This window comes from Nostoc sp. NMS8, assembly GCF_017115045.1.
Classification (GTDB): Bacteria; Cyanobacteriota; Cyanobacteriia; order Cyanobacteriales; family Nostocaceae; genus Nostoc.
On sequence record NZ_JABXKK010000113.1, the window covers coordinates 73,982 to 98,261 of the forward strand.

The 24,280-nt window shown below is 41.6% G+C and carries 22 protein-coding genes and 2 pseudogenes; 9 read left to right on the forward strand and 15 right to left on the reverse strand.

The window, feature by feature from the left end:
- Nucleotides 1–100: 100 nt before the first annotated feature.
- From HWQ39_RS30345 to HWQ39_RS30355, 3 genes are all read right to left on the reverse strand, one after another.
- On the reverse strand, nt 101–2,800 hold the full coding sequence (locus HWQ39_RS30345) for a CHAT domain-containing protein (protein ID WP_292853634.1): 2,700 nt from the start codon (nt 2,798–2,800) through the stop codon (nt 101–103).
- Nucleotides 2,801–2,998: 198 nt separating this feature from the next.
- Nucleotides 2,999–4,732, reverse strand: a complete 1,734-nt coding sequence (locus HWQ39_RS30350) for a ShlB/FhaC/HecB family hemolysin secretion/activation protein (RefSeq protein ID WP_292853636.1) — start codon at nt 4,730–4,732, stop codon at nt 2,999–3,001.
- Between the two features lie 129 nt (nt 4,733–4,861).
- Nucleotides 4,862–7,495 carry an S-layer family protein gene (locus HWQ39_RS30355; protein WP_292853638.1) on the reverse strand — a complete coding sequence of 878 codons (2,634 nt, stop codon included), beginning with the start codon at nt 7,493–7,495 and terminating at the stop codon, nt 4,862–4,864.
- Nucleotides 7,496–7,636: 141 nt separating this feature from the next.
- Between HWQ39_RS30355 and HWQ39_RS30360 the strand changes: the two genes are divergently transcribed.
- Nucleotides 7,637–8,155, forward strand: coding sequence for a COP23 domain-containing protein (locus HWQ39_RS30360; protein WP_292853640.1), 519 nt, complete (start codon nt 7,637–7,639; stop codon nt 8,153–8,155).
- 99 nt (nt 8,156–8,254) lie between these two features.
- Here the strand turns inward: HWQ39_RS30360 and HWQ39_RS30365 are convergent, their stop codons facing one another.
- The gene (locus tag HWQ39_RS30365) at nt 8,255–10,267 is read right to left on the reverse strand and encodes a tetratricopeptide repeat protein (protein WP_292853642.1); all 2,013 of its coding nucleotides are present in this window, start codon (nt 10,265–10,267) and stop codon (nt 8,255–8,257) included.
- Nucleotides 10,268–10,593: 326 nt separating this feature from the next.
- Here HWQ39_RS30365 and HWQ39_RS30370 point away from each other — a divergent pair, with 326 nt between their 5' ends.
- From HWQ39_RS30370 to HWQ39_RS30380, 3 genes are all read left to right on the forward strand, one after another.
- Entirely contained in the window at nt 10,594–11,055 is a 462-nt protein-coding gene (locus HWQ39_RS30370; protein ID WP_292853644.1) for a DUF4079 domain-containing protein, read from the forward strand.
- A gap of 68 nt (nt 11,056–11,123) precedes the next feature.
- Nucleotides 11,124–11,690 carry a hypothetical protein gene (locus HWQ39_RS30375; protein WP_292853646.1) on the forward strand — a complete coding sequence of 189 codons (567 nt, stop codon included), beginning with the start codon at nt 11,124–11,126 and terminating at the stop codon, nt 11,688–11,690.
- A 135-nt stretch (nt 11,691–11,825) separates the two neighbouring features.
- Nucleotides 11,826–12,605, forward strand: coding sequence for an ATP-binding cassette domain-containing protein (locus HWQ39_RS30380; protein ID WP_292853758.1), 780 nt, complete (start codon nt 11,826–11,828; stop codon nt 12,603–12,605).
- Nucleotides 12,606–12,673: 68 nt separating this feature from the next.
- Here HWQ39_RS30380 and HWQ39_RS30385 read toward each other — a convergent pair whose 3' ends face one another.
- On the reverse strand, nt 12,674–13,447 hold the full coding sequence (locus HWQ39_RS30385) for a response regulator transcription factor (protein WP_179067605.1): 774 nt from the start codon (nt 13,445–13,447) through the stop codon (nt 12,674–12,676).
- Between the two features lie 582 nt (nt 13,448–14,029).
- Here HWQ39_RS30385 and HWQ39_RS30390 point away from each other — a divergent pair.
- Nucleotides 14,030–14,278, forward strand: coding sequence for a DUF6761 family protein (locus tag HWQ39_RS30390; RefSeq protein ID WP_292743052.1), 249 nt, complete (start codon nt 14,030–14,032; stop codon nt 14,276–14,278).
- A gap of 454 nt (nt 14,279–14,732) precedes the next feature.
- Here HWQ39_RS30390 and grxD read toward each other — a convergent pair whose 3' ends face one another.
- The 7 genes from grxD to HWQ39_RS30425 form a co-directional block, all read right to left on the reverse strand.
- Nucleotides 14,733–15,056, reverse strand: coding sequence for a Grx4 family monothiol glutaredoxin (gene grxD, locus HWQ39_RS30395; protein ID WP_292853648.1), 324 nt, complete (start codon nt 15,054–15,056; stop codon nt 14,733–14,735).
- 105 nt (nt 15,057–15,161) lie between these two features.
- Nucleotides 15,162–15,419 (reverse strand): BolA family protein, encoded by a 258-nt coding sequence (locus HWQ39_RS30400; protein ID WP_179067608.1) that lies wholly within the window; start codon nt 15,417–15,419, stop codon nt 15,162–15,164.
- A 241-nt stretch (nt 15,420–15,660) separates the two neighbouring features.
- Entirely contained in the window at nt 15,661–16,269 is a 609-nt protein-coding gene (locus HWQ39_RS30405) for a hypothetical protein (protein ID WP_292853651.1), read from the reverse strand.
- Between the two features lie 427 nt (nt 16,270–16,696).
- Complete coding sequence (locus tag HWQ39_RS30410) at nt 16,697–17,452, reverse strand: 1-acyl-sn-glycerol-3-phosphate acyltransferase (RefSeq protein ID WP_292853653.1); 756 nt, start codon at nt 17,450–17,452, stop codon at nt 16,697–16,699.
- 113 nt (nt 17,453–17,565) lie between these two features.
- On the reverse strand, nt 17,566–18,051 hold the full coding sequence (tadA, locus tag HWQ39_RS30415; protein WP_292853655.1) for a tRNA adenosine(34) deaminase TadA: 486 nt from the start codon (nt 18,049–18,051) through the stop codon (nt 17,566–17,568).
- Nucleotides 18,052–18,221: 170 nt separating this feature from the next.
- Nucleotides 18,222–18,536, reverse strand: coding sequence for a glutaredoxin 3 (grxC, locus tag HWQ39_RS30420; protein ID WP_292853657.1), 315 nt, complete (start codon nt 18,534–18,536; stop codon nt 18,222–18,224).
- Nucleotides 18,537–18,585: 49 nt separating this feature from the next.
- Nucleotides 18,586–19,158 carry a DUF981 family protein gene (locus HWQ39_RS30425; RefSeq protein WP_292853659.1) on the reverse strand — a complete coding sequence of 191 codons (573 nt, stop codon included), beginning with the start codon at nt 19,156–19,158 and terminating at the stop codon, nt 18,586–18,588.
- A 333-nt stretch (nt 19,159–19,491) separates the two neighbouring features.
- On the opposite strand from HWQ39_RS30425, the gene glpX reads away from it, so the two are divergent.
- The 4 genes from glpX (at nt 19,492) to HWQ39_RS30445 (ending at nt 23,352) form a co-directional block, all read left to right on the forward strand.
- Nucleotides 19,492–20,529, forward strand: a complete 1,038-nt coding sequence (glpX, locus tag HWQ39_RS30430; protein ID WP_292853661.1) for a class II fructose-bisphosphatase — start codon at nt 19,492–19,494, stop codon at nt 20,527–20,529.
- A gap of 231 nt (nt 20,530–20,760) precedes the next feature.
- Entirely contained in the window at nt 20,761–22,047 is a 1,287-nt protein-coding gene (locus tag HWQ39_RS30435) for a glutamyl-tRNA reductase (protein ID WP_292853663.1), read from the forward strand.
- 104 nt (nt 22,048–22,151) lie between these two features.
- Nucleotides 22,152–22,718 carry a metalloregulator ArsR/SmtB family transcription factor gene (locus HWQ39_RS30440; protein WP_292853665.1) on the forward strand — a complete coding sequence of 189 codons (567 nt, stop codon included), beginning with the start codon at nt 22,152–22,154 and terminating at the stop codon, nt 22,716–22,718.
- Between the two features lie 43 nt (nt 22,719–22,761).
- The gene (locus HWQ39_RS30445) at nt 22,762–23,352 is read left to right on the forward strand and encodes a Uma2 family endonuclease (RefSeq protein WP_292853667.1); all 591 of its coding nucleotides are present in this window, start codon (nt 22,762–22,764) and stop codon (nt 23,350–23,352) included.
- Between the two features lie 308 nt (nt 23,353–23,660).
- On the opposite strand, the pseudogene HWQ39_RS30450 reads toward HWQ39_RS30445, so the two are convergent.
- The 3 genes and pseudogenes from HWQ39_RS30450 to HWQ39_RS30460 all read right to left on the reverse strand — a co-directional run.
- Nucleotides 23,661–23,795, reverse strand: a pseudogene (locus HWQ39_RS30450) (ABC transporter ATP-binding protein); the annotation flags it as partial.
- On the reverse strand, nt 23,794–24,018 hold the full coding sequence (locus HWQ39_RS30455) for a type II toxin-antitoxin system HicB family antitoxin (RefSeq protein ID WP_292853668.1): 225 nt from the start codon (nt 24,016–24,018) through the stop codon (nt 23,794–23,796). The pseudogene HWQ39_RS30450 and the gene HWQ39_RS30455, both read right to left, overlap by 2 nt.
- Nucleotides 24,015–24,245, reverse strand: a pseudogene (locus HWQ39_RS30460) (type II toxin-antitoxin system HicA family toxin). Before HWQ39_RS30460 ends, HWQ39_RS30455 begins: the two are co-directional and overlap by 4 nt.
- Nucleotides 24,246–24,280: the final 35 nt, after the last annotated feature.

Consider the following 24,280-nt stretch of genomic DNA (forward strand, 5'->3'; position numbering starts at 1 on the left):
GACAAAGAGGCAGAGGGGCGGGGTGCGGGGAGCGGAGGGGAAAACTCTTATTCTCTTGCTCCCTACTCCCTACTGCCTCATTCCCTGAAACGCTCTCCTGCTATTGCCAATTTCCGACTAAAACATAAGGTGCCCAATAATAAGGATGAGGTGGTAAATTCTGCAACTCCTGAAAAGGTGGATTCAGTTTCAAAGACTCTAAAAGTGATAGTTGAGCATTCTTCAGAGCATCTGCTTGTTTTCCCTGTGGCTTTTTCAGGTCTTGGTAAAATTGACCCATAAATTTAGCGGTAGAAGCATCACCTACAGGCCAAAGAGTGGCAAGGGTACTGCGTGCGCCGGAACGAACAGCCATCCCTGCCAAGCCTAAGACAGCTCGTTCATCACCAGTAGCAGTTTCACAAGCACTCAGCACCAACAATTCTACAGGTGTGCCTGGTTCTCTGAGCAAAGCACTTAACTCTTTAATACTGATACTTTTACCATCCCCTGTAATAATAAAATTCTTCAGGGGATTAGAACTAAATAGCCCATGCGTGGCTAGGTGAATTACAGGAAAATTTGATTTCAACTGTTTTTGAATAGTTTTGACAGTAAACTCTTGATTGAGCAGCTTTTGGGAAGCAGGAAAAGTTTGTTTAATTTGGTCTAATTCCTTGGGAACATTAACCAGTGCGGCAAAAAATTCTCCTTGTACCTTCATTTGCTCGCTAACTCCAGCAGCTAAGACCTTAAGTTCTTTCCTTTGCAATTGTTTAGGAGCAAGCAATTGTAGGCTGGGAACCAGGGCAAGGCTATATTTTTCAATGAGATAATTTTGTCCATCGTAGAGCGCAGCTACTGGCACTCTCTGCAATCTCCCATTTAGTACAAATACTAAACTCTTAATTTGTTTGGGATCTAGCTGTGTCTCGAAAGGTTTAATTAGCCAGTTATAAACTTCTCCAAAGATTGGTAAAAGTTTCTGGAGATTTTCTTTTAATTCTTTGGGATTTGGGTTAGAAGTTGAGAGAATATTTCTTGCAGAGTTATTGATACTAACGTTGTCTAAATTATCGTAGAGCCGATCTAGAGTCTCATTAACTTCTTGTTCGCCAATCGGTATTACTACCTCCTGCAAAGGTTTTCCTGATACGGAAAGGATAACTTCTAAGCGATCTGGTAAAACAATCGGATAAATTACCGCTGCATTAGCATCAATATTATCAATTTGCAACGCGACATCTGCTGTTTCAGAACAGGGGTCTTGAAAAAAGTTATCCAGTTCTGCTAATTGCAGAGATTCTATCACCTGGCGGGCAAATTCTAAGCGTTTTTGAGACTTTTTGGTTTCCGGCTTTTCCTGTTTAATATTAGGATTAGTAACTATTAGGGAACTTAATTCGTTGTCACTCAAATTTGACTTCAATAGTAAATCTGCTAATTCTAGATACACAGGTTTGACTTCTTGGAGAAAGTCAAACTGGACATCTTGATTGTTGGCGTTTAAATCGCTGCGTAGAGATTGCAGAGTATTAAAGGCGGCGGTATAAGCTGCGATCGCTCCTTTGATATCTCCCTGTTTCCGTAGTAAACTTCCTAACTGAGATTGCCAAAGATAAGTAATTTCCCTGGCATCACCACTGATATTTTGTTCTTGAGCGAACATCAGTGCTTGCTGTGTCAGTTTGGTTGCCTGATTTAACTGCCCTTGTTTGTGGTAAAGTTTGCCCAAATATCCGAGAGCGTAGGTTTCGGTTCGTTTATCCTGTAAAGTCCGTGACTGTTGTAGTGCATTTTTTAATAAAGGTTCAACGTTATTTATTTGGGCGCTTTGCATCAAAGAATCAGCAAAGTTAATCTGGGCATAGATGGCAGCACGACTGGGAGTAAGAGTAGTCAGCTTAGGTAGAATTTGATTTTGCAATGCTTGAGCATCTTGGCTCAACTGCAACTCTAACCCAGAGATAAAATCTTTTCCCCGTTGAATTAATTTAGTTTCCGAAAATCTTGACCAAGAAGTAATCCGGCGTTGCGTCTGTTCACCCCACCATCTTTTCATCTCCAGTAATAGCTGGAAGTGATTTAGTTGTGCCTGAATTTTAGGCAGTGGTGGGGCTGATGTTACCTTTGCTGCTTGAATATAGTAATAAACAGCTCGATCGTAAGGCGCTAGAGCATCCAAGAGAGATTTGCGATCAATAATTTCTGTGACTGCATCATAGTCCCAGCGATCGCGGATTTGGTTGCCTAAGATCCGTTCGGTGTTGCCTAAACTCAGTAGTACTGAGCTTTTTTCTGGCGATTCGGCAATTGATGACAGACTTAACTGCAAGATTTCTTGCGACTTTTGTAATAACCCTTGTCTGCGTAGGACATCACCAAGACTGTGCAAGCCAATCGCTTGAGTTAAGGTTAGGGAATCACTGTTTTGAGCAAGAGTTTTCTGGAATTGCTCGATTTGGGTTTGGCTACAGTTGGGGTTTTTGATTGCAAAAGCTTCGAGCAAAGTATTGCAAGCTTTGGGGTACAATCCTAAATCTTGCAAAGCCTGGGATTTGTTGATCAGACTCTTGGTCATTCCGTCGCGATCGCTCACTTGTTCATAAGCCTCAGCCGCCGCTTGCCATAATTTTGCTGCTGCTTCTAATTCTCCGGCATTATACCGTTGTTCACCTTCCTTTGCTAAGGCTAAAGGACTAGCAGCATTAGGATGTAAATTGGGGAGATTTGACCAAGCTGGTACAGTGAAACTAGACAAGAGTCCCAATAAGGCTGAAAGGATAAAAATTAATAGACGACGGTACTTTTTATAAATCATACAATTTTGGATTTTATATTTTATATTTTATATTTTAGATTGACCCCATGCCCTTTAGTTATTAGCTCTGTCATGTAATCTTAGATTTTATATTTTAGATTTATTCTCGCGTTTAAATTCGGGAGCTTAAGACTTTTTTGGATTTATGATTCAAAATCCAAAATTTAAAATCTAAAATTCGATCAGATGTTCCTGCGTTCAAAATGCTTTGTATTCCATTTGAAAATACACGCCATTTTCTTGCCATGTGCGCTTGCTATTATCAATATTTATTAAAGGAATACCCCAATCTAGGCGAGCTGTAAATTTATCCCCCATTTGCCAAAGTAGTCCTAATCCTGAGCCTACTAAAGTATTAGGGTTGGGATTTTCTCTGTCTGTATTCCAAACAGTACCAAAATCGATAAATGGTGCAATCTGTAAAGTCCCTTGCAGTTCGGGGAAACGGGCGACGGGTAATCGCAATTCTGCGGAAGCAAAAATGCCGTTATCACTGAGTAAAACATCTTGGCGATAACCCCGCACTGTTCCTTGACCTCCCACACTAAACTGCTCGATGGAAAGTAGAGAGCTTGTGGCTAATTGCACATTAGAACGCAACAACAAAGTCGGAGCGATCGCTGGTTGTCCTTTTGCCTGACCGAGGAGGCGTAAATAGATCAGTTGTCCCCGCCAAAGGAAATATCTGCTATCGGGTTCGCTGTTATTTATTGTGGCGTTAAAAGCTCCAATCCCCAAATTAAACTCGGAACGAGCAGCTAAGACTTCTTGACGACTCCGCTGTAACCATTCTTGGGCGAAACTCAATTCCGATATCCGCGTTTCTCCTCGATCGTCAGCCCCAGGAAACAGGGGAAAATCAACTCCTTGAATTGAAGAATTGCTTACCCGCCTAGCTGCGGTTAAACTCAGTGTAAGTTCTTGGCTGACTTCTGGGGTAGCTCTTTGCAGAATTGGCTGCCGAAAAGATAATTCAAATTCCCGCGAATTTACTCCAACATCCAAATCATCAAAAGGAGGTTCAATAATTTTGTTGTCGGTAATTCGATAGTTGAAGCCAATAGTGCCATTCCGGGGATTGACTGGCAAGGTATAACCACCCTCAAAGCTATTGCTACCATCGGTATTTTTGTAGGTAAAATTCAAGCGATCGCCGATTCCCAAAAGGCTAGCTTCGGATAAGGTGATGCCGCGCTCAAAACTCCCAACGCTGGGGTTGCGGTTATTATTAATACTGAGTTGGGTATTAAAAGTTTTTGCTCCCTTGACTGTCACGGCTAGGGAATTGACACCAGGTCTAGTACCAGCGGTAAGTTCGGCATCTAAACTTTCAATCAGGGGATTGAGTTGCAGCAGTTGCAAAGCTTCTTTGAGGCGGTTGATATTCAACGGTTTGGTAGTAGCGATCGCAATGCGACTGCGGACATAATCTGAGTTCAACCGTCCTTTAATCACATTGACTTGAATATCTTCTAAACTGCCTTCTACTACCTGAATTTTGATGATACCGGAACGAAACTCTTGACTGGGAATGTATGCACCAGAGGTAATGTAACCCTTTTGAACATACAACTCGGTAATTTGATTGGCAGCTTTGAGGAGTTCGGCAAAGGTAATTGGTTGTCTGGTAAAATTGGCGATCGCAGAGTTTAATTCCCCTTGGCTAAAGGCGGTATTACCAACAAACTCAAACTTTTGCACAGTAATACTACCTGGAATATCTAGCCCTTCTTCTGGGGTTGGCGGTACTGTCGGCTGTATTTGGATAGGTACGTTTGTTGGTGGTAGAGGATTCGCTGGCGGTTGTTCTGGGGGCTTTGGGGTTACAGGATTAATTGGCTGGGCAAAAGCATAATTTGTGTGATTTAGCAAGAGTATGAGGATAATGCAAGGAGATAAAAAAAATCTCCGTCGCCAAAGACTTAATACCATTTTGGATTTTAGATTTTAGATTTTGGATTAGTCATTAGTTATTAGTTATTTTTCCCATCTCCCCATCTCCCCAGTCCCTAATCCCCAGTTCCCAATCCCCAGTCCCGCAGTACCTAACATAAAAAAGATTTAGTGACAATTCGATGATGTTAACCCAGAACCATAGGGAGTAGGATTAGGCGTCTGGCTGGCGAGAACTAATACACCTTGGGCGTTAACATACCAACCTCTGGCTGGAGGTGGCAATTGCGGAGTATTCACCTCTGTAGCAGCACTGGTATTAGCAGGCTCAAAACTAATTAAAGCTCCACTACTTAACTGTTCGCTCGGTCGAGGTGGCAATCCTCCGCGTCCAGTAATGGTAAATTCGCTTCTATTTTGACTTGTTGTTCCTCGACAAGCCTGAGCTACCACCTGTTCTGGTTTAGCTACTTCTTGTGGTAAATCGATGACTTCAAAATTCCTTTCTGCCTCTGGTGTAATGATGCTGACTTGTCCGGCGACTCCCAATTGGGAACTAGCAGTAATCTGACAAGTTGGACACACAAAGAATCCTTTTGTATTGATACCAATATTTCCTCCCATACCCTGAAAAGCGTCGGCGGTAATCTGACTGCCTTCTAACAGCGTGACAAAATTGGCAGAACTAAAACCACCAATATTAATATTGCCTCCGTTACCGCTTCCTCCAGCAGTGGCAGATATCTGGCTGTTAGTACGCATCAGTAAGGAATTCGTTTGCAAGGATATGTTACCACCTTCACCTGATGCGGTAGAAGCAGATAATAAGGCGCGATCGCTAAGTCCTACATTACTCGCTGCGATCGTCAATCTTCCACCTGCTCCCGCACCAAAATTATCGCTAGATATCTGACTATTACCAGATACCTGTAGAGAATTCTGGACTTGTAAATCAATGTTGCCACCTTGACCGCCTCTGGTAGCTGCGGTGATTCCACCTTGACCGTCCAGCAAAATAGAGCCAGCCTTTACCCACAACGTTCCGGCATTTCCAGTACCATCATTCCTCGCTGTCACCTGTGCGCCATCGTTGACAACCAATTTCCCAGTGTTAATTGTCACATCTCCAGAAGCTCCACTGGGCACAGGAGGCACTCTTAATAGCCGTTGCAAGCTCGGATCAACTATGTTGCCTGAGGAGATGATCAAACTAGGATTTACGGAGCCTGGGACTTTGCCACTAACCTCTACACTGTCTTGAGCGTTAATAGTGACGCTACCAGCCGGGCCGCTGGCTAAGGTGGAAGCATCAACTCTACCACCGTCTTTGATCGTCAAGCGTTGAGTATTAATTGTCACACTACCAGCTTTTCCTGGGCCGGCAGTACCAGCAGTTATTTCGCTAGGGGTGAAAACCAATGGTGTAACACCGATCAATTCTACTAACTTCGAGGCATTTATAATTACATTTCCACCTAAGCCAGTACCAGCAGTTATAGAAGCAATATTTCCTCCTGAAAGCGCAGTTAATTGCTGCGTTGAAACTGTCAGACTTCCAGCATTCCCAGCCCCAAAAGTTGCTGCCGTAATATTACTGAATCGACTAGGGTTAATTGGTGAAAATCCTGACACTTCCAACAAATCACCAGCTTTAATATCAATATTCCCTCCAGCCGCAGGTGTGTAAGTAGCCGCAGAGATGGCTGCTCCATCCTGAATGACTAAGCGGGGGGTGTTAACAGTAATATCTCCACTTTTGCCACCGCCGAGAGTTTCTGTAAATAAGTTACTTGAAAGCTGTGCATTTGCTGTAGTGCCCACTAAGGATAAGGATTCAGAGGCGTTGACGTTAATTCCCCCTGATGATTGCGCTCCTTGGGTTTGAATTAACACGATTGAGCCATCGCGAATGGAAATGTTTCGCCCTTGCAACTGAATTGAGCCACTACCTGGGCCACTGGTATCTGCTAATGCTTTTTGAGATAAGGCAATATCTTGAAAGTTAGTCACCCCTTGATAACCTAAATTCCAGCCTTGAGGACTAGGGTTGAGACTTACGAAACCTCCTGCCACACTACCTAAATCAATGCGTCCACCCTCAGCTATGAGGGTTCCTCCCTCTGAAATAATTCCTCCTCCCACCAAAGCTAGGGTATTACCTGGCTGCACCTTTAGTCCGGCGGTGTTTCCTCTAGTGAAGGGTGAGAATATCGGACTTTGCAGACTGAGGTTATGCCCTTGACCTTGGACACGAATCCCTTGCGGATTTTGCCCAAATTGTAAACCTACTGGCACACTAATCGTTAGTCGCGGGGAAGAAGTTGAATCGGTAGCACTAAATTCTGCACCATCAGCAAATTTGAGGCTATCTGCCGTACTCGCCAAAAATGAGCCACCAATATTGAGTTGAGCGTTAGCACCAAAGTTAATACCATTGGGATTGATGAGGATAAAATTAGCACCGTAGTTTTCTCTAATTAAGCCATCAATATTGGAAATTGAACCACCTGTAACTCGGCTAATGATGTTACTAATATTGCTTAAAGCTGGAGTGTTGCTGAAAAAAGCCTCGCCACCAGTGGGAACAGAAAATTCTCGAAAGCTATGGAAAAGGTTGCTACCGACTTGTGTTCCGCCTGTGATTAAAAAATCCAGCCCTGGCGTTGTTCCTGGTGAAACTACAGTTTGTCCATCTGGAAGTGTGTTATCTGAAGAAATTTGTGCTAGAACAGGAAACCCAGTAATTAGACAGCAGATATAAGCACTACTAGCAATTAAAATTTGGCGAAATACTTGTTTCATTTTGAATAGGGGAAAATTACCCCACGGAAAAATTATTTGAATGTTTTTTTAGTTGAACTTAAGTAAATTTAACTAAAAATGATATTATTATTGAGTTTATATTCCAGCCTGAATTTTGATCGAGAAGGGGGGTTAAGTAATATGAACAAGTGGCAGTCTTGGGTAACTATGGGAACAGCCCCAATATTAGCTCTGGGTTTTATAGTAGCAATCTCTGTACCCAGTAGAGCTAACAATGTACAAATAACCTGCAAGACTACCGATAGTACACCAAAAGTAATTTTGAGTTTGGCTAAAAACGGAACTCTCGAAAATTACATGATGTTGAATTTTCTCCCGAAATATTTCTCAGCGGTGAATGCTGTGCAAGATTGCCAGAATACAGCTAAAAGTTTACAGGCTGTCTATGATACGGGAAGTTCAAAATATTTAACGGCTGAAAAGCTTAACGATCGAGCTGTTGTGTGTGCTGTAGAACGTAGAGGTATCGGTTGCAACCATTACAGTGCCCAGGTTTTATTTATTCTGAAACCAGTTGATAACCCCTCTCTGGCTTTATATGAAATGTTGGGTAGCGATTTTAAGCAAGCACAACGTCCTGATGCTCGGACTCTTAGTCGTACTTATACAGACACCAGACCTTTCTGGTGGCCATTCTAAGTAGTACAACAAGGCGTAAATAATCCACCCATTTCAAATTAATGAAACCCTTACGCTGCATTCATTTTTAATTTTTAATTCCGCCTTGCGGTACTAGTATTACGAATTAGTAATTACTTTGGCACAAGTTTCCTTTCCTCGTTCTGCGGGTTGGTAATTAGGTTTGAGCTTCAAAGCTTTATCAAAAGCCACGTTCGCTTTTTCGGTTTGCTGGAATTTACACAGGCTCAACCCCAAATAGTACCAAACCTCAGCTTTTTGACTATCAGTTAGCTGATGATGATCTAGAAGAAAATAAAATTGTGCGATCGCTTGATCGTCTTGCTTTAAGCCTTGTAGCGCAATCCCTTTACCCCGTAAAGCTACAAAATATTGGTTATTGTATTTTAATGCCTGTTCATAGGCTTTTAGAGAGCCTTCATATTCTTGTTTTTGCAATAAAACTTTACCTTGATAGCTAAAAGCAATGGCTAACTCTTTGGCGTCTGCATCTTTATGTTCGACTTCCCAAATTTGTTTTAAAAGCTCAATTCCTTGATTAATAGTATTAAGGGCTGCATCTGGTTGCTTTAGTGCTAGTAATACTTCAGTTTTATTAATCCAGAATACAGGATCTTTGGAGTTGAGTATAATCGCTTTATCAAAAGCTGCGATCGCCTCCTGATATTGTTTGAGGTTATATAACGCTTCCCCTTTACAATTCCAGGCATAAACGGCTTCTGGATTAATGATAGTTGCAGTAGTGCATGATTCTAACATCTGGTTGTAGTCTTTGAGTCCAGCTAGTGCATAGCCTCGGTTAGTCCAAGATTGGTAGTAATTGCTATCAAATTTTAAAAGGTTGTTATATTTTGCGATCGCTTGTTGATAATCTCCTTGCTGCAATAAAACATTACCTCGTTTGAAAGTTATTTCTACTTGTAACCATTTGAATACATTGAGACCAAAAAACATCAAGCCAGAACCACAGACCATTAAACCAGCTATTGCTAGCAATATCAAAAATCGTTTAGTTATTCTAGATTCAGGACGCGCAATGAGATTGCTGACATTCAAATTATTAGCTGATGAGATGGTTGTATTGGCCAATGAGGCAGAAAGCATTCTCTCTAGCTCTAGGTTTACCCAATTGCGATTAAAAACTGCTTGGTAAATCCGGTTCCCAAGTTTGAGTTTGTCTTGTTGTTGGATTATTAATCCTAGATGCAGCAGTTCTGCCTGTTCTAGACTATCTTCGGTTGGTAATTCGCCCTCTTGCCAAATTTGCTGGTACATTTCCAACAGAGATAACGGATCGCATTGCTGATTGTGGAGCATCCTTTGATGTATTTCTTGCAAATGCTCGGCGGCGACTTGAGTTTCCCAATTGTTAATCAAGTAGATTTGTACTACTTGATTAACAATTGCGGCTTCTGCACCTGCGGCAATACGATCTGGCGATTCCGCAAGCAATTGACAAATTTTTTCAGTGAGAGTCGGTTGTCCATCTGTCCAGAATTGCACTTCTGCCAGCAAAGCTTTCGGACAACTAGCTATTTCATTTAATTTGAATAATTCTATAGTACTAAGGCTAGACACTCCTAACCCTGCTGATTCTTGCTCTCCCGAATTGAAAGTAAAAACTGAATACTCAATCGGGTTTGAGATTTTAAAATTGTTTTGCTGTGGTACTACCATTTTCAAATGCAGTTCTTTCTGCGCTGACCCGTGATTATTTGAAATTTCTTCCTGCTGGTGCAGCTGGGATTCTAAAGCAAAATTCTCTAGAAAAAATTTAATCGTAGTAGGTTTCAACCAACCCTTAAGTACTGCTAATTCCCCAAAGCGAAGTTTATTTTGTGGTTGTTCAGTCAGGATAGTTGTGATTTGGTGTTTATCTAATAACCCAGCTTCTTCTAAATATTTACCTAAGGGTTGTTTTGGTTTATGCTCTACAAAAGCAGTCCACTCTTGAGAGAAAAAATCAGCCGTTTCTTGTTTAAGCCATCCATGCAAGACTAGAATTTCACCAAGCTTCAACCCAGCAACTTGGGTCTGCTCTTTGAGAGCAATCTCTACCTGCTCAGATGAAATAAGGTCAGCCTGTTGTAAAACTTTACCAAGGGGCTTCATAATCAAAGAGAATATATTAAACTATGAAAGTAGAAAAACAGATTATTTTTTATTTGAGTTATCAAAGACTTATATTATCATTCCTGTAGCAATTTTGACTATTCTAAATTTATTAATTAATAATACTAATGCTTTATAAAATGGCGTTGGGAGTAGGTATATCTGCGTTTAGGTCTGTAAAGGCTGTGGATATGCGACATCTCCTTTTTTGATTATCATTATTATTTAGCAAAGATTGGAGTCGGCGATCGCTGACAATTATTCAGTTTACATAGTTTGTGACTTTAACCGAACCCCATCTCTCCATCTCATCTACAATCAATCTTATGAATCTGCCTTCATTTCTTTGGTTGTGGAAAATAGCCGCCTGGTCAATGGGGTTATCCCTGCTGGCATATCTGATGTTAGCAGTCAGCGGTGTTTGGATGTTTCGGGCGAGAACTTCGCAGCAATTCCCTTTTATTACCCCATTTATGGGTGGAAATAAAGGGGTGCGATCGCTCCACTATACAATGGGTATCAGTATGGTAAGTTTAGTGTTACTACTGCTAGCGATCGGTATTGTTGGTACTTTAGGGCACTTTGGTTCTTTAGGTCACTCGTCACACCTAATTGCTGGCTTGATCGTGGTAGCACTAGTTTTACTATCTGCTTTCAGCGCGACGCAAATTAGTGCTAGACGACCTTGGGCTAGACCCTTACACATCGGCGTAAATATTATTCTGTTTGTAGGATTTGCCTGGGTATCCCTGACTGGTTGGATTGTAGTACAAAAGTATTTACCGTGAACTACCACACATCAACTACCAGGGACATAGACCTACCCTACAATGAAGAAAAACATTGTAATTGAGCCGTGACAGCAAACTCAGCCACTATCTCACCTTCTGTTTTTCGTCTGTCTCCCTTGATTCGGATAACATTGCTGAGTCTATATATAGCACTCACAGTCCCATTACCCTTTTTATCGCAGGTAACAGCTGCACCCGTACCCCCAGAATTATTGTGGATAGGGATTAGCATCGGCTTAGTTGCCTTGTATGCGGTCTTGACAGAACAAGTAATAGTAGATGACCAGGGAATTCAAGTTACTTACCCCACCTGGGTGCCTAGCTTTTTTCGTAAAGGGTGGTTTTTACCTTGGTCAGATGTCAAAGAGTTAAAACCCCGCAGCACCGGTCAAGGAGGTCTAGTTTATTACTTCCTCAGCCAAGATGGGAAAGCTTATTTATTACCGATGCGTGTAGCTGGATTTGCCCGTCTAGTGCAATTTGTCCAAGCAAAAACAAGCATTGATACCACAGATGTTCGCCCTTTAGCACAGCCGTGGATGTACCTGATTTTACTAGGATTCACTCTGCTGCTACTATTGGTCGATGGCTGGGCGATCGCTACAGCCTTAACTACCAAACAATTAACTTAAAATTGGATATGGGGCATAGGGCATTGAAAAGAGGCAGAGGTGCGGGGTGCAGGGTGCGGAGGGGAAAACTCTTCTCCCTTGCTCCCCGCTCCCTGCTCCCTGCTCCCTTGCTTCTTCCCGGCTCCCCAATCCCCAATACCCTTGAATACAGCAAAAGCCACACTCAGGCTAGAGCAAGTTAATCTGTTTACAAAGCTGAAAACCCAACTTCCTGGCAATCAACAGGGATACCCTATATTGCAGGATATTTCCTTAGAAGTATTCCAGAGCGATCGCATTGCCATTGTAGGCTCAGTAGGCGCTGGGAAAACTTCGTTATTATGCCTCCTCAACCGCCTAATTGAACCCACGAGTGGTAAACTCTATTTAGAAAATCAAGAATATCGCCAGATTCCTGTCATCCAACTACGGCAGATACTTGTACTTGTATTGCAAGAGTCAAAGCTGTTAGGGATGACAGTTGGGCAAGCCTTGGCTTATCCTTTAGTTTTGCGTGGTTTACCCAAACAGACAATTCAGCAACGAATCAATCATTGGACAGAACAAATCCAGATTCCCAATGAATGGTTAGGGCGAACAGAGGTACAACTTTCTGCCGGACAAAGACAACTAGTAGCGATCGCTCGTGCCTTAGTCATCCAGCCTAAAATATTATTATTAGACGAGCCAACCTCTGCCCTAGATGCTGGTACAGCTTCTCATATAATGCAAGTACTAACCCAGTTGAGTCAAACTCATCAAACCACGATTCTGATGGTAAATCACCAACTGGAACTAGCCCAGATGTTTTGTACTCGGTTATTACATCTACAACAAGGTCGTTTATTCGCAAATCAAAGAGTCTCTGAGATAGACTGGGTTGAATTACGAAAAAGCTTGATTAAAGCAGAAGCTCAAGACGATTTTGGATTTTAAATTTTGGATGGATATTGAGTATTAGGTATTAGGTATAAATGTTCCCAGTCCCTAGTCCCCAGTTCCCATCACACTTGACTACTACTAAGTGTTGAACGTTGATTATTAAATCTCTCTCTCGCTAACTTTGTTGTTTGTGACTGTGAAATGTTGGTATTCAAAATTTCCATGTTAAAACGGTATCCAACATTACGGATAGTTTGAATCAAATTAGGTTGCCGGGGATCAAGTTCAACCTTTTTCCGCAGCGATAAAACGTGAGTATCAATGGTACGAGGGTTATCAATAGCATCCGGCCAAGCACGACGCAATAATTCTGACCTACTCAGAGGTACTCCCCCAGCTTGTGCCAAAACGTATAGCAAACTGAATTCTTGAGGCGTTAAGTCAATGAACTCCCCCTGAAAACGGACGCGGCGCTGAACTAAATCGATTTGCAAAGTACCATAATCCAAATAAGCTGGTGCAGTAGGTGTGCGCTTCCGGCGAATTAGTGCCTCTACCCGTGCCAAAAACTCTTGCATCCCAAAAGGTTTGCTCAAGTAATCATCTGCACCCGCCTTTAAACCTGCAACGATATCAGCTTCACTATTACGAGCAGATAGCATTAATATTAGAGGCTGTTGCTGACGATGCAACCAACGACAAAACTCAATGCCATCACCATCAGGTAGGTCTGCATCTAAAATTACCAGTGTTGGTTGATGGCTTAAAAATACTTCCCTTGCCTGATAAATACTGGCAGCTTGATGCACACGGTATTCCAGTTGTTGCAAGTGCCAACCCAACAACGACCTCAGGTGGGGATTCCCCTCAATGATTTCTATACAAACCGAACCCACGGTGGCAAGATCCCTTAGCGTCTGATGACTTTCAAAGTAACAAGCCCATCTTTAAGGTTTTGTAGCCTTTGTTACTTCAATTGCTATTAACTTTACATTTCCTAATAAAAAACGTGTCAATATCTTTAATTTATGCCTTGCCGAAAGGGGATTAGAAATATTATTAAATTTTTATTAAATTTCTCGAAAGTGTTGTTAGACTTATTAAAAGTTCTTTTAGCGTAACATTTGCACGGAAATGGATGTAATGTGGCAAATATCCATAACCTAGCCAGCTAACCGTTAATACAACAGCTTTTCAACTTGATAGCAAAAGTAGATTTTTCACCAAAATTAGTGCCCACATCCAGGAATATAACATCAATACAATTGGGCTGTTGATCGTGAAAATTAGAAAAATAACTTAGCAGCTAACTAGAATCGATGTTTTCTGGAATAGGATTAAAGTAGCTTGTAGCTGCTACGAGGGTGCTACCCAAAGTAGATGTGTTGACTTTGAGTTGATGCCAAAGTGAAATTACAGTTCACTTTCGAGCGTGAATCATTTACAATTCTCATTCCAAAGAGATTAATACAGCAGTTATGCTCCAAGACACACAAACCATCCGCTATTACCAAAGACTTACCGATGCCTTCATCGAGCTATGGAATCGCGGTTATCGCACGGATGATATGCGGATGTATTTGGATGGATATCTAGCCGCACTGCGACATAGCAATGTCATTGAACCTTTCCTGATTCATCGCCTAGAAGAGGAAGCCAGCCGCTACTTGTACGATGGATCAAATTTTGCAGTGCCGCAACCACAGCCACAGCCAGATTACTACTAAGTACCATTTACTTGGTGATTGATAGTAACCGCTAATTACCGCAGATGATTATAGCATATTATCTGTATTGGTGAACGGGTTGCTGTGGTGTGAGATTTTGGAGATATTGTATTGATTAAACGCGTCCCCTCAGCCCCATATTGGTTTTGCCAATGTGACTGAGGGGATTGTTGATGTAACCATAAATGCATTTGGGTTAAGACTTAATCCTCCCTAACTCTTCCAAAATTTCATACCCTGATTTTGTCAAGAGTATGAGTGAGAAATTTAGGGAAGTTAGTAATTGAAAAATTATCATCTCAATGAGTCAATCTATTTTTGTCAGAAACCTATTAAAAAACCTTGAAAGGGGAGATATAGTATTTCCCCTTTCAAGGACATTAAAAATAGTTCATTGCCTTGATTAAAAAGTGCTAATTCAGTAGTACCCTTCTAGTTTGTTGGAAACAGGAAGTTATGAAGCTATAGCGACTTCTACCTTTTCCTGCAATTCACCTTTCTGGTACAGTTCAATTAAGATGTCAGAACCACCAAGGAATTCACCATTGATATACACTTGGGGAATTGTGGGCCAGTTAGAGTATTCTTTAATTCCCTGACGGATTTCAGAGTCTGATAGAACGTCAATCGTCTCGAAGGGAACTCCCAAGGTATTGAGAATCTGCACAACGTTGTTGGAGAAACCACATTGGGGCATTAACTTGTTTCCCTTCATGAAAACCAAAATCTTGTTATCTTTTACCAAGTTATCAATTTTGTCTTTGAGTTCTGGCGTCATGGTATTTGTGTTTCCTATGTTGCATTAAGAGAGTGAGGAGTGAACAGTAAGGAGTGAGGGGTTAAAAATTCATAATTCATAACTCCTAACTCCTTACTCATAACTTTAGGAACTTGCTGTTGCTTGCCATGCTTCAGGAGTGTATGTTTTTAATGCCAAGGCATGAATCGCTTCAGTTGACATAGCTTGCCCCAACGCACCATAAATTAACTGGTGCTGTTGCACTAGTCCTTTACCTGCAAAGCGCGATGAAACTACTGTCACCTGATAGTGGTCTCCGCCACCAGTCAAGTCTTGCACCTGAACCTGGGCGTCTGGCAGTTCCGCCTTGATCATTGCCTCAACCTGCTGCGGACTAATCATCGCAATTCCTGAAAAAACTTACTTTTCTATTATTAACAGATATAGAGCAAATACCTGTGCCAATTTCAGGTTTTGGCAAGGACAGGAATAAATGCGCCTCAGAGGTATATTTTTGAGAACGCTGGGGAAAGCTAATGGCAGATAATCTTATCCTAGCACTGGGCGTTCCAGGGTGCTGTTCAGGGAGAGAAGGATGTGAAAGATGAGGGAGATGGGGAAAAGCAGGCAACAAAAATTTAATTTATTTTTTTTGGGATGAGGAAGATGAATTACCACCTTCTTTGGGATAGGGAGAATCGACAAAACCCAATTCAAATAACTGTTTATAGGCTTTTTTGCCTAAATCCCGCGTCGGGTTTTGACTTTTAATTATTTGAATCAACAACGGTACAGCTAATTCTGGCTGATTTTGTGCGCGATGTACCAATGCTAGTTGAAAGGTGGCTTCGTCTCGTTTTTGGGCTGTTAATAGAGCTTTTTGACGCTGAGAATCAGAAACTCTATTGTCAATTCCCGAAAAGCTAGAATTTAACTCTTGATAAAAATTAGATAGCTGATTATAAACCTGACGTGCTTCTTGCAGTTTCTTGGCAGCTAAGGGGTAGTTTTGAGAAGAAACAGCTTGTTCTGCCTCTTTTAATAAGCGATCGCCTCCTGCAATACTCAAAAGGCTATTACTTTCGGTTATGGGGCGAAGATTATTAGGATCGTTGGGGTCAATGGGTTGTGGTTGGCTGGTAGTGCCTGGTAACTGTGGTACCTGAGCATTCACAGGTGATAGCAGACTGAGGACTGCCATAACTGATAAAACAGTACGGTGCATCAAGGTAACAGCGGCAGCAGTGTTCATGGGATCAATTAGTGCGACAACTAGATAAAAGAGTTATGGAAACTTCGGGTATCTTAACTCTGTTTTGGTCTTGGACAAAGCAAAGTTACATCCTAAGTATCTCTGATTTAGACTAAAAATCGGTTTACTAGAGTTCCCATTACCCCTGTATACCAATTAACTTCTATCGCAGCGATCGGCGATACCTATAGTACAATACAGTTCAGTTAGCGCCAAAAACCTTAAGTTGTGTAGAAACCCAACATTTTCATAGCTTTGTTGGGTTACGCTTTGCTTCACCCAACCTACAATTCTTCTTAACTTTTTATTACTCAGCACTCGTTACTCAGCACGGACTAAACTTAGCTATCCGCTAACAGCACTGTTTCGGTGATGTCTCCAGTCCGCGCTTCCGAAAATTTTGTTTTTACCAGTAATATTTACGACATTAAGAATTAGTAATTTCTGCAAATGCGTGATTAGTAACTTTTGTTTCTTGATGACTTAGTTGTTGCAGTGCCTTGGCTAAATCACCTGTAATGCTTTTGGCATCTTGTTTTATACAGCCACTCATGTAATCCATTACTTTGATTGGAGAACCAATGTCAATACTTACATCTGTACCCCAATTGGGATAAGGTTGGCTGTAATTAATGCCTATAGGTATAATTTTCACTCCCAGCCCTGAATGACTAGATTCAGCATTCAAAGCAAGACGAGCAATTCCTGGTTTTAACTGGTGAACTTGACCATCACGAAAAATGTTACCTTCTGGAAAAATTACCAGAGTTTTTTGCTGCTGAAGTAGCTCGACTCCATGTCGCAGCGTGCGGATTGATGGATGCTTAGAATTTACAGGAAACCCACCCAAACGTCGGACAAACCAGCCTTGCAAACCTTGGCATTCGTCAATCGTCACCATAAACCGCAAGTCTTGTTTTCTCAAAGAAGCGGTAGCATAGGGTACGAGCAAAGCATCCCAACGCGCTCGATGGGTAGGCGCAAGAATGATAGGCCCAGTTGTGGGGATATTTTTTTGTCCGGTTATTCTAATTTGTCCAAAGAATAATGGTAATAGGCAGTGACGCCCTAATAAATGTGCCAGAGGACTTAACCAAGGAGAAACCCTTGAGGTAGCACTATCTACCTTAGGATTTGCTGGTGTGCGCTGGCAGTTATCGGATGAAGAATAAAATTCCATCATGACGGATGCAGCTGATTGACAGGTAAAAATTTAACGAAAAGTCTGATTAGTTACACCGTAGATTCTCTTGCGTGAATTGTGTCGTACTAGATGGACAGTTTTACCTCTGTCTGTTATTTTCCCCGACGCCGCCTAGTGGCAAACCAGGCCTGTAATTGTTGACGACAAGCTGACTCCAGAATGCCTCCGATTACCTGTAAGCGGTGATTTGAAGCAGCACTATCGGGTATGTTAATAACTGTACGAATTGCGCCAGTTTTTGTATCGTCTACTCCATATACAAGAAGTCCTAGACGCGCTTGCAAAATAGCACCTGCACACATCGGACAAGGTTCGAGAGTTACATACAGGGTGCATTCATTAAGATGCCAATTTTGTAAAGTTGTTGCAGCTGTCTTTAGAGCGAGAATTTCCGCATGAGCGGTAGGATCTTTGTCGCGCTCTTTTCTGTTTTCTCCTTGTGCTAGCAATTTGCCTGTTGAATCAATGATAACAGCACCGACAGGGATTTCACCTGCATCACCTGCGGTTTTTGCTAATTCTACGGCACAACTCATCCATTTTTGATGTATAAGATATTCTGTATACTTAGTTAGCATCTTCTTATCAATGCCTGATGTGCAACTTAATATTCTGACCTCTCTCTAAATCACCAATACTGTTCGGTTAAGGCAAGAGACGCGATGAATTGCCGTCTCTACAATAATCAGAGACGCGATGAATCGCCGTCTTTACAATAATCTTTCGTCTTGATGGCGATTTATCGTGTCTAAATAGCGGCTTGGGCTAAAAGGGGATCGAGTTGACTGTGTGTGTCTAGTTGATAAAGGTCATCGCAGCCGCCAATATGCTGGTTATTAATAAAAATTTGTGGTAGTGCACGGCGACCGTTAGCGCGTTCTGCCATTTTGGCTCTGGCTGATTCGTCGCCGTCGATTTTGTATTCAGTAAAATTTACGCCTTTCCACCACAGCAGTATTTTGGCACGAATGCAGTAAGGACAAGTTTGCCATGTGTAAAGTTCGACGTTGGCTTTGACTCGCTCTGGATGGCGATTTAAAAGGGGATTAAGAAAGTCCAGCATTATTGATCTTAAGCAAGGTTTTAACTCTGTCTCTAGCCTAGATCATTCCTTACCGCATCGGCGCTGGAACCCACTTTTGGAAACTCTCTAAATGATTCCAGTAAGACAAATATCCAGTCAATGCCCAAATTAAAGCCGCTACTATCAGCACTGCTACGCCAATTAGCCGCCAGGTTCGGTTGGTTTTCCAATAGAGAGTTGGCGCGGCAAAAATCCCACCTAAGCCAGTTAAAATAAAGCCGATTCCCGATAAAAGCGGTTGCTTTGTCAAATTCAAGTTGATGATGCGGATACCGACTACGATCGCAACTGCACCAGCAAAGAAGCCATAAATTGCTATTGTCAATAAATCCCAACCTTGAGCAAGGGCGATCGCAGCGGCAATAAACAAGATTCCAAATAGTACACTTGTCTCACCAAAGGCAATGTTAAAACTCCCGATAACTGGCCAGGTGAAGCTCATGTGTAAACCAGTTGTAAGTGCGATCGCACCCGTAATTCCAAAACCCGGAATCCACTGTTTTTGCTTAGAACTATCTATACCACGATACACGTAGTCAGCTAGTAGAAATAAGCCAGCTACCATGTTAATTAACATGAGGGTGATGTAGTCGATAAACACGATTAACCTCTTAATTTAACAAGCTCTTAACTCTGCACCTCGTTTTTCAGTTTTTAGTGCATTCACCAGCTTTTTTCTTGATTATTTTATACTTAAAGATAGATACTGAATAACTGCTACCCATTTGTAACAGTTTTTAACTTAGTTAATTTTGAACACGCTTTATACTGAAGTACTAAGGGTAAAAAACAATAATGTCTTAAATGGCACTTTTGTAACCAGTTAGCAGTAAAACTTAACTTTTCTCCACGTGTATCCGCCCTTTGGTAGACTTGAAAACTGAAATAGGCAGATGAAACGACGCAAATTCAAGCAGTTGAGAGGGCAGACTCTGTGGAAAATACACTTGGGTTAGAGATTATTGAAGTAGTAGAGCAAGCCGCGATCGCATCCGCAAAGTGGATGGGTAAAGGCGAAAAAAACATCGCTGACCAGGTAGCTGTAGAAGCTATGCGGGAACGGATGAATAAAATCCACATGCGCGGTCGCATCGTGATCGGGGAAGGCGAACGCGACGACGCACCGATGCTATACATCGGGGAAGAAGTTGGTATCTGTACCCAACCAAATGCCGCAAGTTTCTGTAACCCAGATGAACTAATTGAAATTGATATCGCGGTTGACCCCTGTGAAGGTACGAACCTGGTAGCTTATGGACAACCTGGTTCAATGGCTGTGTTGGCAATTTCTGAAAAGGGTGGATTATTTGCTGCTCCTGACTTTTACATGAAGAAGCTAGCAGCACCTCCCGCAGCTAAGGGCAAGGTAGACATCAACAAGTCAGCCACGGAAAACCTGAAGATTCTCTCTGAGGTTTTAGACAGGGGTATTGATGAACTTGTAGTAGTAGTCATGAAGCGCGAACGCCACAACGATTTAATTAAAGAAATTCGTGAGGCTGGAGCGAGAGTTGCCCTAATTTCCGATGGTGATGTGGGTGCAGCTATCAGCTGTGGTTTTGCTGGAACTAATATCCACGCGCTGATGGGTATCGGTGCGGCTCCTGAAGGTGTAATCTCGGCAGCAGCAATGCGTGCTTTGGGTGGACATTTCCAAGGTCAACTGATCTACGATCCAGCAGTAGTAAAAACAGGTCTGATTGGAGAAAGCAAAGAAGCCAACATTGATCGCTTAAAGTCTATGAATATCAATGACCCCGATAAGGTCTATGATGCTCATGAACTGGCATCTGGTAAAACTATTCTGTTTGCTGCTAGCGGCATTACCAGTGGTAATCTCATGCAAGGTGTACGTTTCTTCAAGGACGGGGCAAGAACTCAAAGTTTGGTTATTTCTAACCAGTCGAAAACGGCTCGATTTGTTGACACAATTCACTTGTTTGGTGAACCAAAAGTTCTCCAACTGAACTAATTTTTAGGGAATGGGGAATGGTAAAAGTAGGGGCGAAGCATAAGGAAAAAATCTTTCTATAAAACGGAAAAATAGTCACCAAAATGCTTTTCCTTTACAGTAGTTAGTAGTTAGTAGTTAGTAATTAATTGTTGGTTGAAAAAATATCAACCAAGAAGCAAAAATTCCCCATTCCCTATTCTCACTTAATGCCAGATTGCCAACTACCAACTAGTAACTACAATTTAGCAAATGAATATAGCAGTGGTGGGGTTAAGCCATAAAACAGCCCCAGTAGAAGTCCGGGAAAAACTGAGCATTCCAGAATCACAAATTGAAAATGCGATCGCTCAGTTGGCCAGCTATCCCCATATTGATGAAGTTGCAATTCTTAGCACTTGTAACCGCCTAGAAATCTATATTGTTACCAGTGAAGCAGACCAAGGTATCCGGGAAATAACGCAGTTTCTTGCAGAATTTAGTAAATTACCCGTGCTTTCTCTGCGACAACACTTGTTTATGTTGCTCCATGATGATGCAGTGATGCACGTTATGCGGGTAGCAGGTGGTTTAGATAGTCTGGTTCTCGGAGAAGGTCAAATTCTGGCTCAGGTGAAGACTACTCACAAACTGGGACAGCAATATAGCGGTATAAAAACCATTTTGAATCGATTATTTAAACAAGCGCTAACAGCTGGTAAACGGGTTCGCACTGAAACTAGTATTGGTACTGGGGCTGTCTCGATCAGTTCGGCAGCTGTGGAGTTAGCACAGATAAAAGTGGCAAATTTAGCTGCTTGCCGAGTGGTAATTTTGGGTGCTGGTAAAATGTCGCGGCTGCTCGTGCAACACCTACTTTCTAAGGGTGCTGTGCAAATTAGTATTGTAAATCGCTCTCGCGATCGCGCTCAAGAATTAGCAAAGCAATTCCCTCAGCAACCGATCAATATTCATCCACTATCGGAGATGATGACTGTAATTGCCGATAGTGATTTGGTATTTACCAGTACTTCGGCAACAGAGCCAATACTTGACCGTGCCAAATTGGAAATGGTTTTAGAAGTTCAGCGCTCTTTAATGTTATTTGATATTTCTGTGCCGCGTAATGTTCATGCGGATGTAAATGAATTAGAAAACGTGCAGGCGTTTAATGTGGATGATTTGAAGGCAGTAGTAGCGCAAAACTACGAAAGCCGTCGGAAGATTGCACAAGAAGCCGAGCGACTTTTAGAAGAAGAAGTGGAAGCCTTTGATATTTGGTGGCGCTCTCTTGAAACTGTTACCACTATTAGCTGTCTGCGAAATAAAGTCGAAACCATCCGCGAACAAGAGTTAGAAAAAGCTTTGTCGAGATTGGGTTCGGAATTTGCCGACAAACATCAAGAGATAATAGAAGCATTAACACGGGGAATTGTCAATAAAATTTTACATGACCCGATGGTGCAATTGCGATCGCAGCAAGATGTTGAAGCTAGACGGCGCTGTATGCAAACTCTGCAAATGCTGTTCAACCTCGATGCAGAGGAACAATTTAGTTAAATTTAACAACAAGTAAGATCCCCGACTTCTTAAAGAAGCTGGGGATCTTTTGTTTTAAATTAGATATACTTCTAATTAGATACCTATCTAATTAGAAGTTAGTTATGCAACCAGAGCAATTTAACATTTTACTGCGCTTTTTCAAGGCATTAGCGGATGATAGCCGATTGAAGATTGTAGGTATTTTGGCGAATCAGGAGTGCAGCGTCGAAGAATTGGCGGCGCTACTGCAACTCAAGGAACCGACGGTATCCCATCATTTAGGGAAACTTAAAGAGCTAAATTTGGTGACAATGCGTCCTGAAGGTAATAGCCGTCTATATCAATTGGATAGTGAGGCTTTACAAAGCATTAGTAAGGAAATTTTCACACCAGAAAAAATAGCATCTTTGATAGAGGATGTGGATACTGAAGCTTGGGAAAGCAAAGTGTTGAAAAACTATTTCGAGGGTGATACTCAGCGCCTCAAGGAAATTCCTGCTAGTCGCAAAAAGCGCCTAGTAATTCTCAAATGGTTAGCAAACCAGTTTGATGTAGGAGTCAACTACCCTGAACACCTGGTAAATGACATTCTCAAACGCTACCATCCTGACTGCGCCACCCTGCGACGGGAGTTGATTGCTTGCCAGTTAATGCAGCGAGAGGATGGGGTTTATTGGCGTATAACATAGGTATTAAAGATGAATAAACCGCGCAATTATAGGTTGTATTTGTATGCAGTTAGAAACACAAAAAATATATTACACACTTGAAGAGTATTTAGAAATTGAAGAAAAAGCAGAATATAAAAGCGAATACCGTGATGGAGAAATTGTACCGATGACGGGTGGCACTACAAATCATAATAAAATTGCTTTGAATTTAGCTGCATCCTTAAAAATTGCTTTAAGGCGTAAAAATTATGATGTTTATATTGGTGATGTACGTTTATGGATACCCCGTTATCGGCAGCATACGTATCCTGATGTGATGGTGATTGAGGGAAAACCTATTTATACGGGAACCAGCACAACAACGGTTATGAATCCGATGTTAATTGCTGAAGTTTTATCTAAATCGACTAAAAATTATGACCAAGGCGATAAGTTTCTTTATTATCGCTCTATTCCCGAATTCAAGGAATATATTTTAATTAACCAATATCAGTATCATGTGATGCAATATGTAAAAACTGCGGAAAATCAATGGTCATTTACTGAACTTGAAGATGAATCTGCAACTTTATCACTGCAAACGGTTGATTTTCAAATTGAATTGCGCGACCTTTATGAGCAAGTCAATTTTGCAGAAAATAACGAAGATTAAAAAATAAAGCTCTGATTCACCCCGGATGCTGGTTCATCCAACAAAATTAACTTGGATCTAAACCTGCTTCGGTAAAAGCGGTTTGAACTTGCTCTAAATCTTTGACTGTCATCATTGACATAAAAAGCTTTTTTCACTGAAGATATACAACTCGATTTTAACAAGAGCCAAATTACTGAAGATTTGACTCCGTATGGAACTTTCTCTCAAACCTAAGCCTTAAACCGTTTCCTAGCAGCGAATCCGAGCCAGAATAAAAGCCTCTCTCCCTGCGTGGGAGAGTTTTGGAACAGAAAGCCAATCGCACTTTATTTGCCCAAATAAGCCTCTATAACTTTGGGATTAGCTTGAATCTCTGCGGGTGTACCATCAGCTAAATTTTGCCCTTCGGCAAGTATCCAAACGCGATTGCACAAAGACATAATCACATTCATGTTGTGTTCAAGCCACTTTTAAAGACTTACCTAATGTTTGTGGATCTGGTAAAGGCTGACCATCTTCTAAGTAAGATTCGATTAACATTTCCAAGACTTCCTGAGCATTTTTCAAAGCCTCCTCATAAGTGTCTCCATGAGTACAAGGCTGCATAATATCCGAGAAATCAGGTAATGAAACTACATAACATTCATCTTCGTTTGACCATTGAATTAATATTGTATATTTCATGCTTCTGGTTCCTTCTTTTCCTCGGTTTCTATCTTATTTAATTCTTCTATTGCTTCATTAACCTGCTTTTCTAAATATAGTTTAGCGTCGCTACCATCTTTACCAGCAATGATAATAGCTTTAGATAATTTTGGATGTATCTATTTGCTATGACTTCCCTTTGCCGATTTATAGGTAAACCCTGATCGCAGTAATAAACTTTTCAGTTCTCTAATTTTCTTGGGCATATACTAATTTGCCTTTTACCCAAGATTATTTGGGC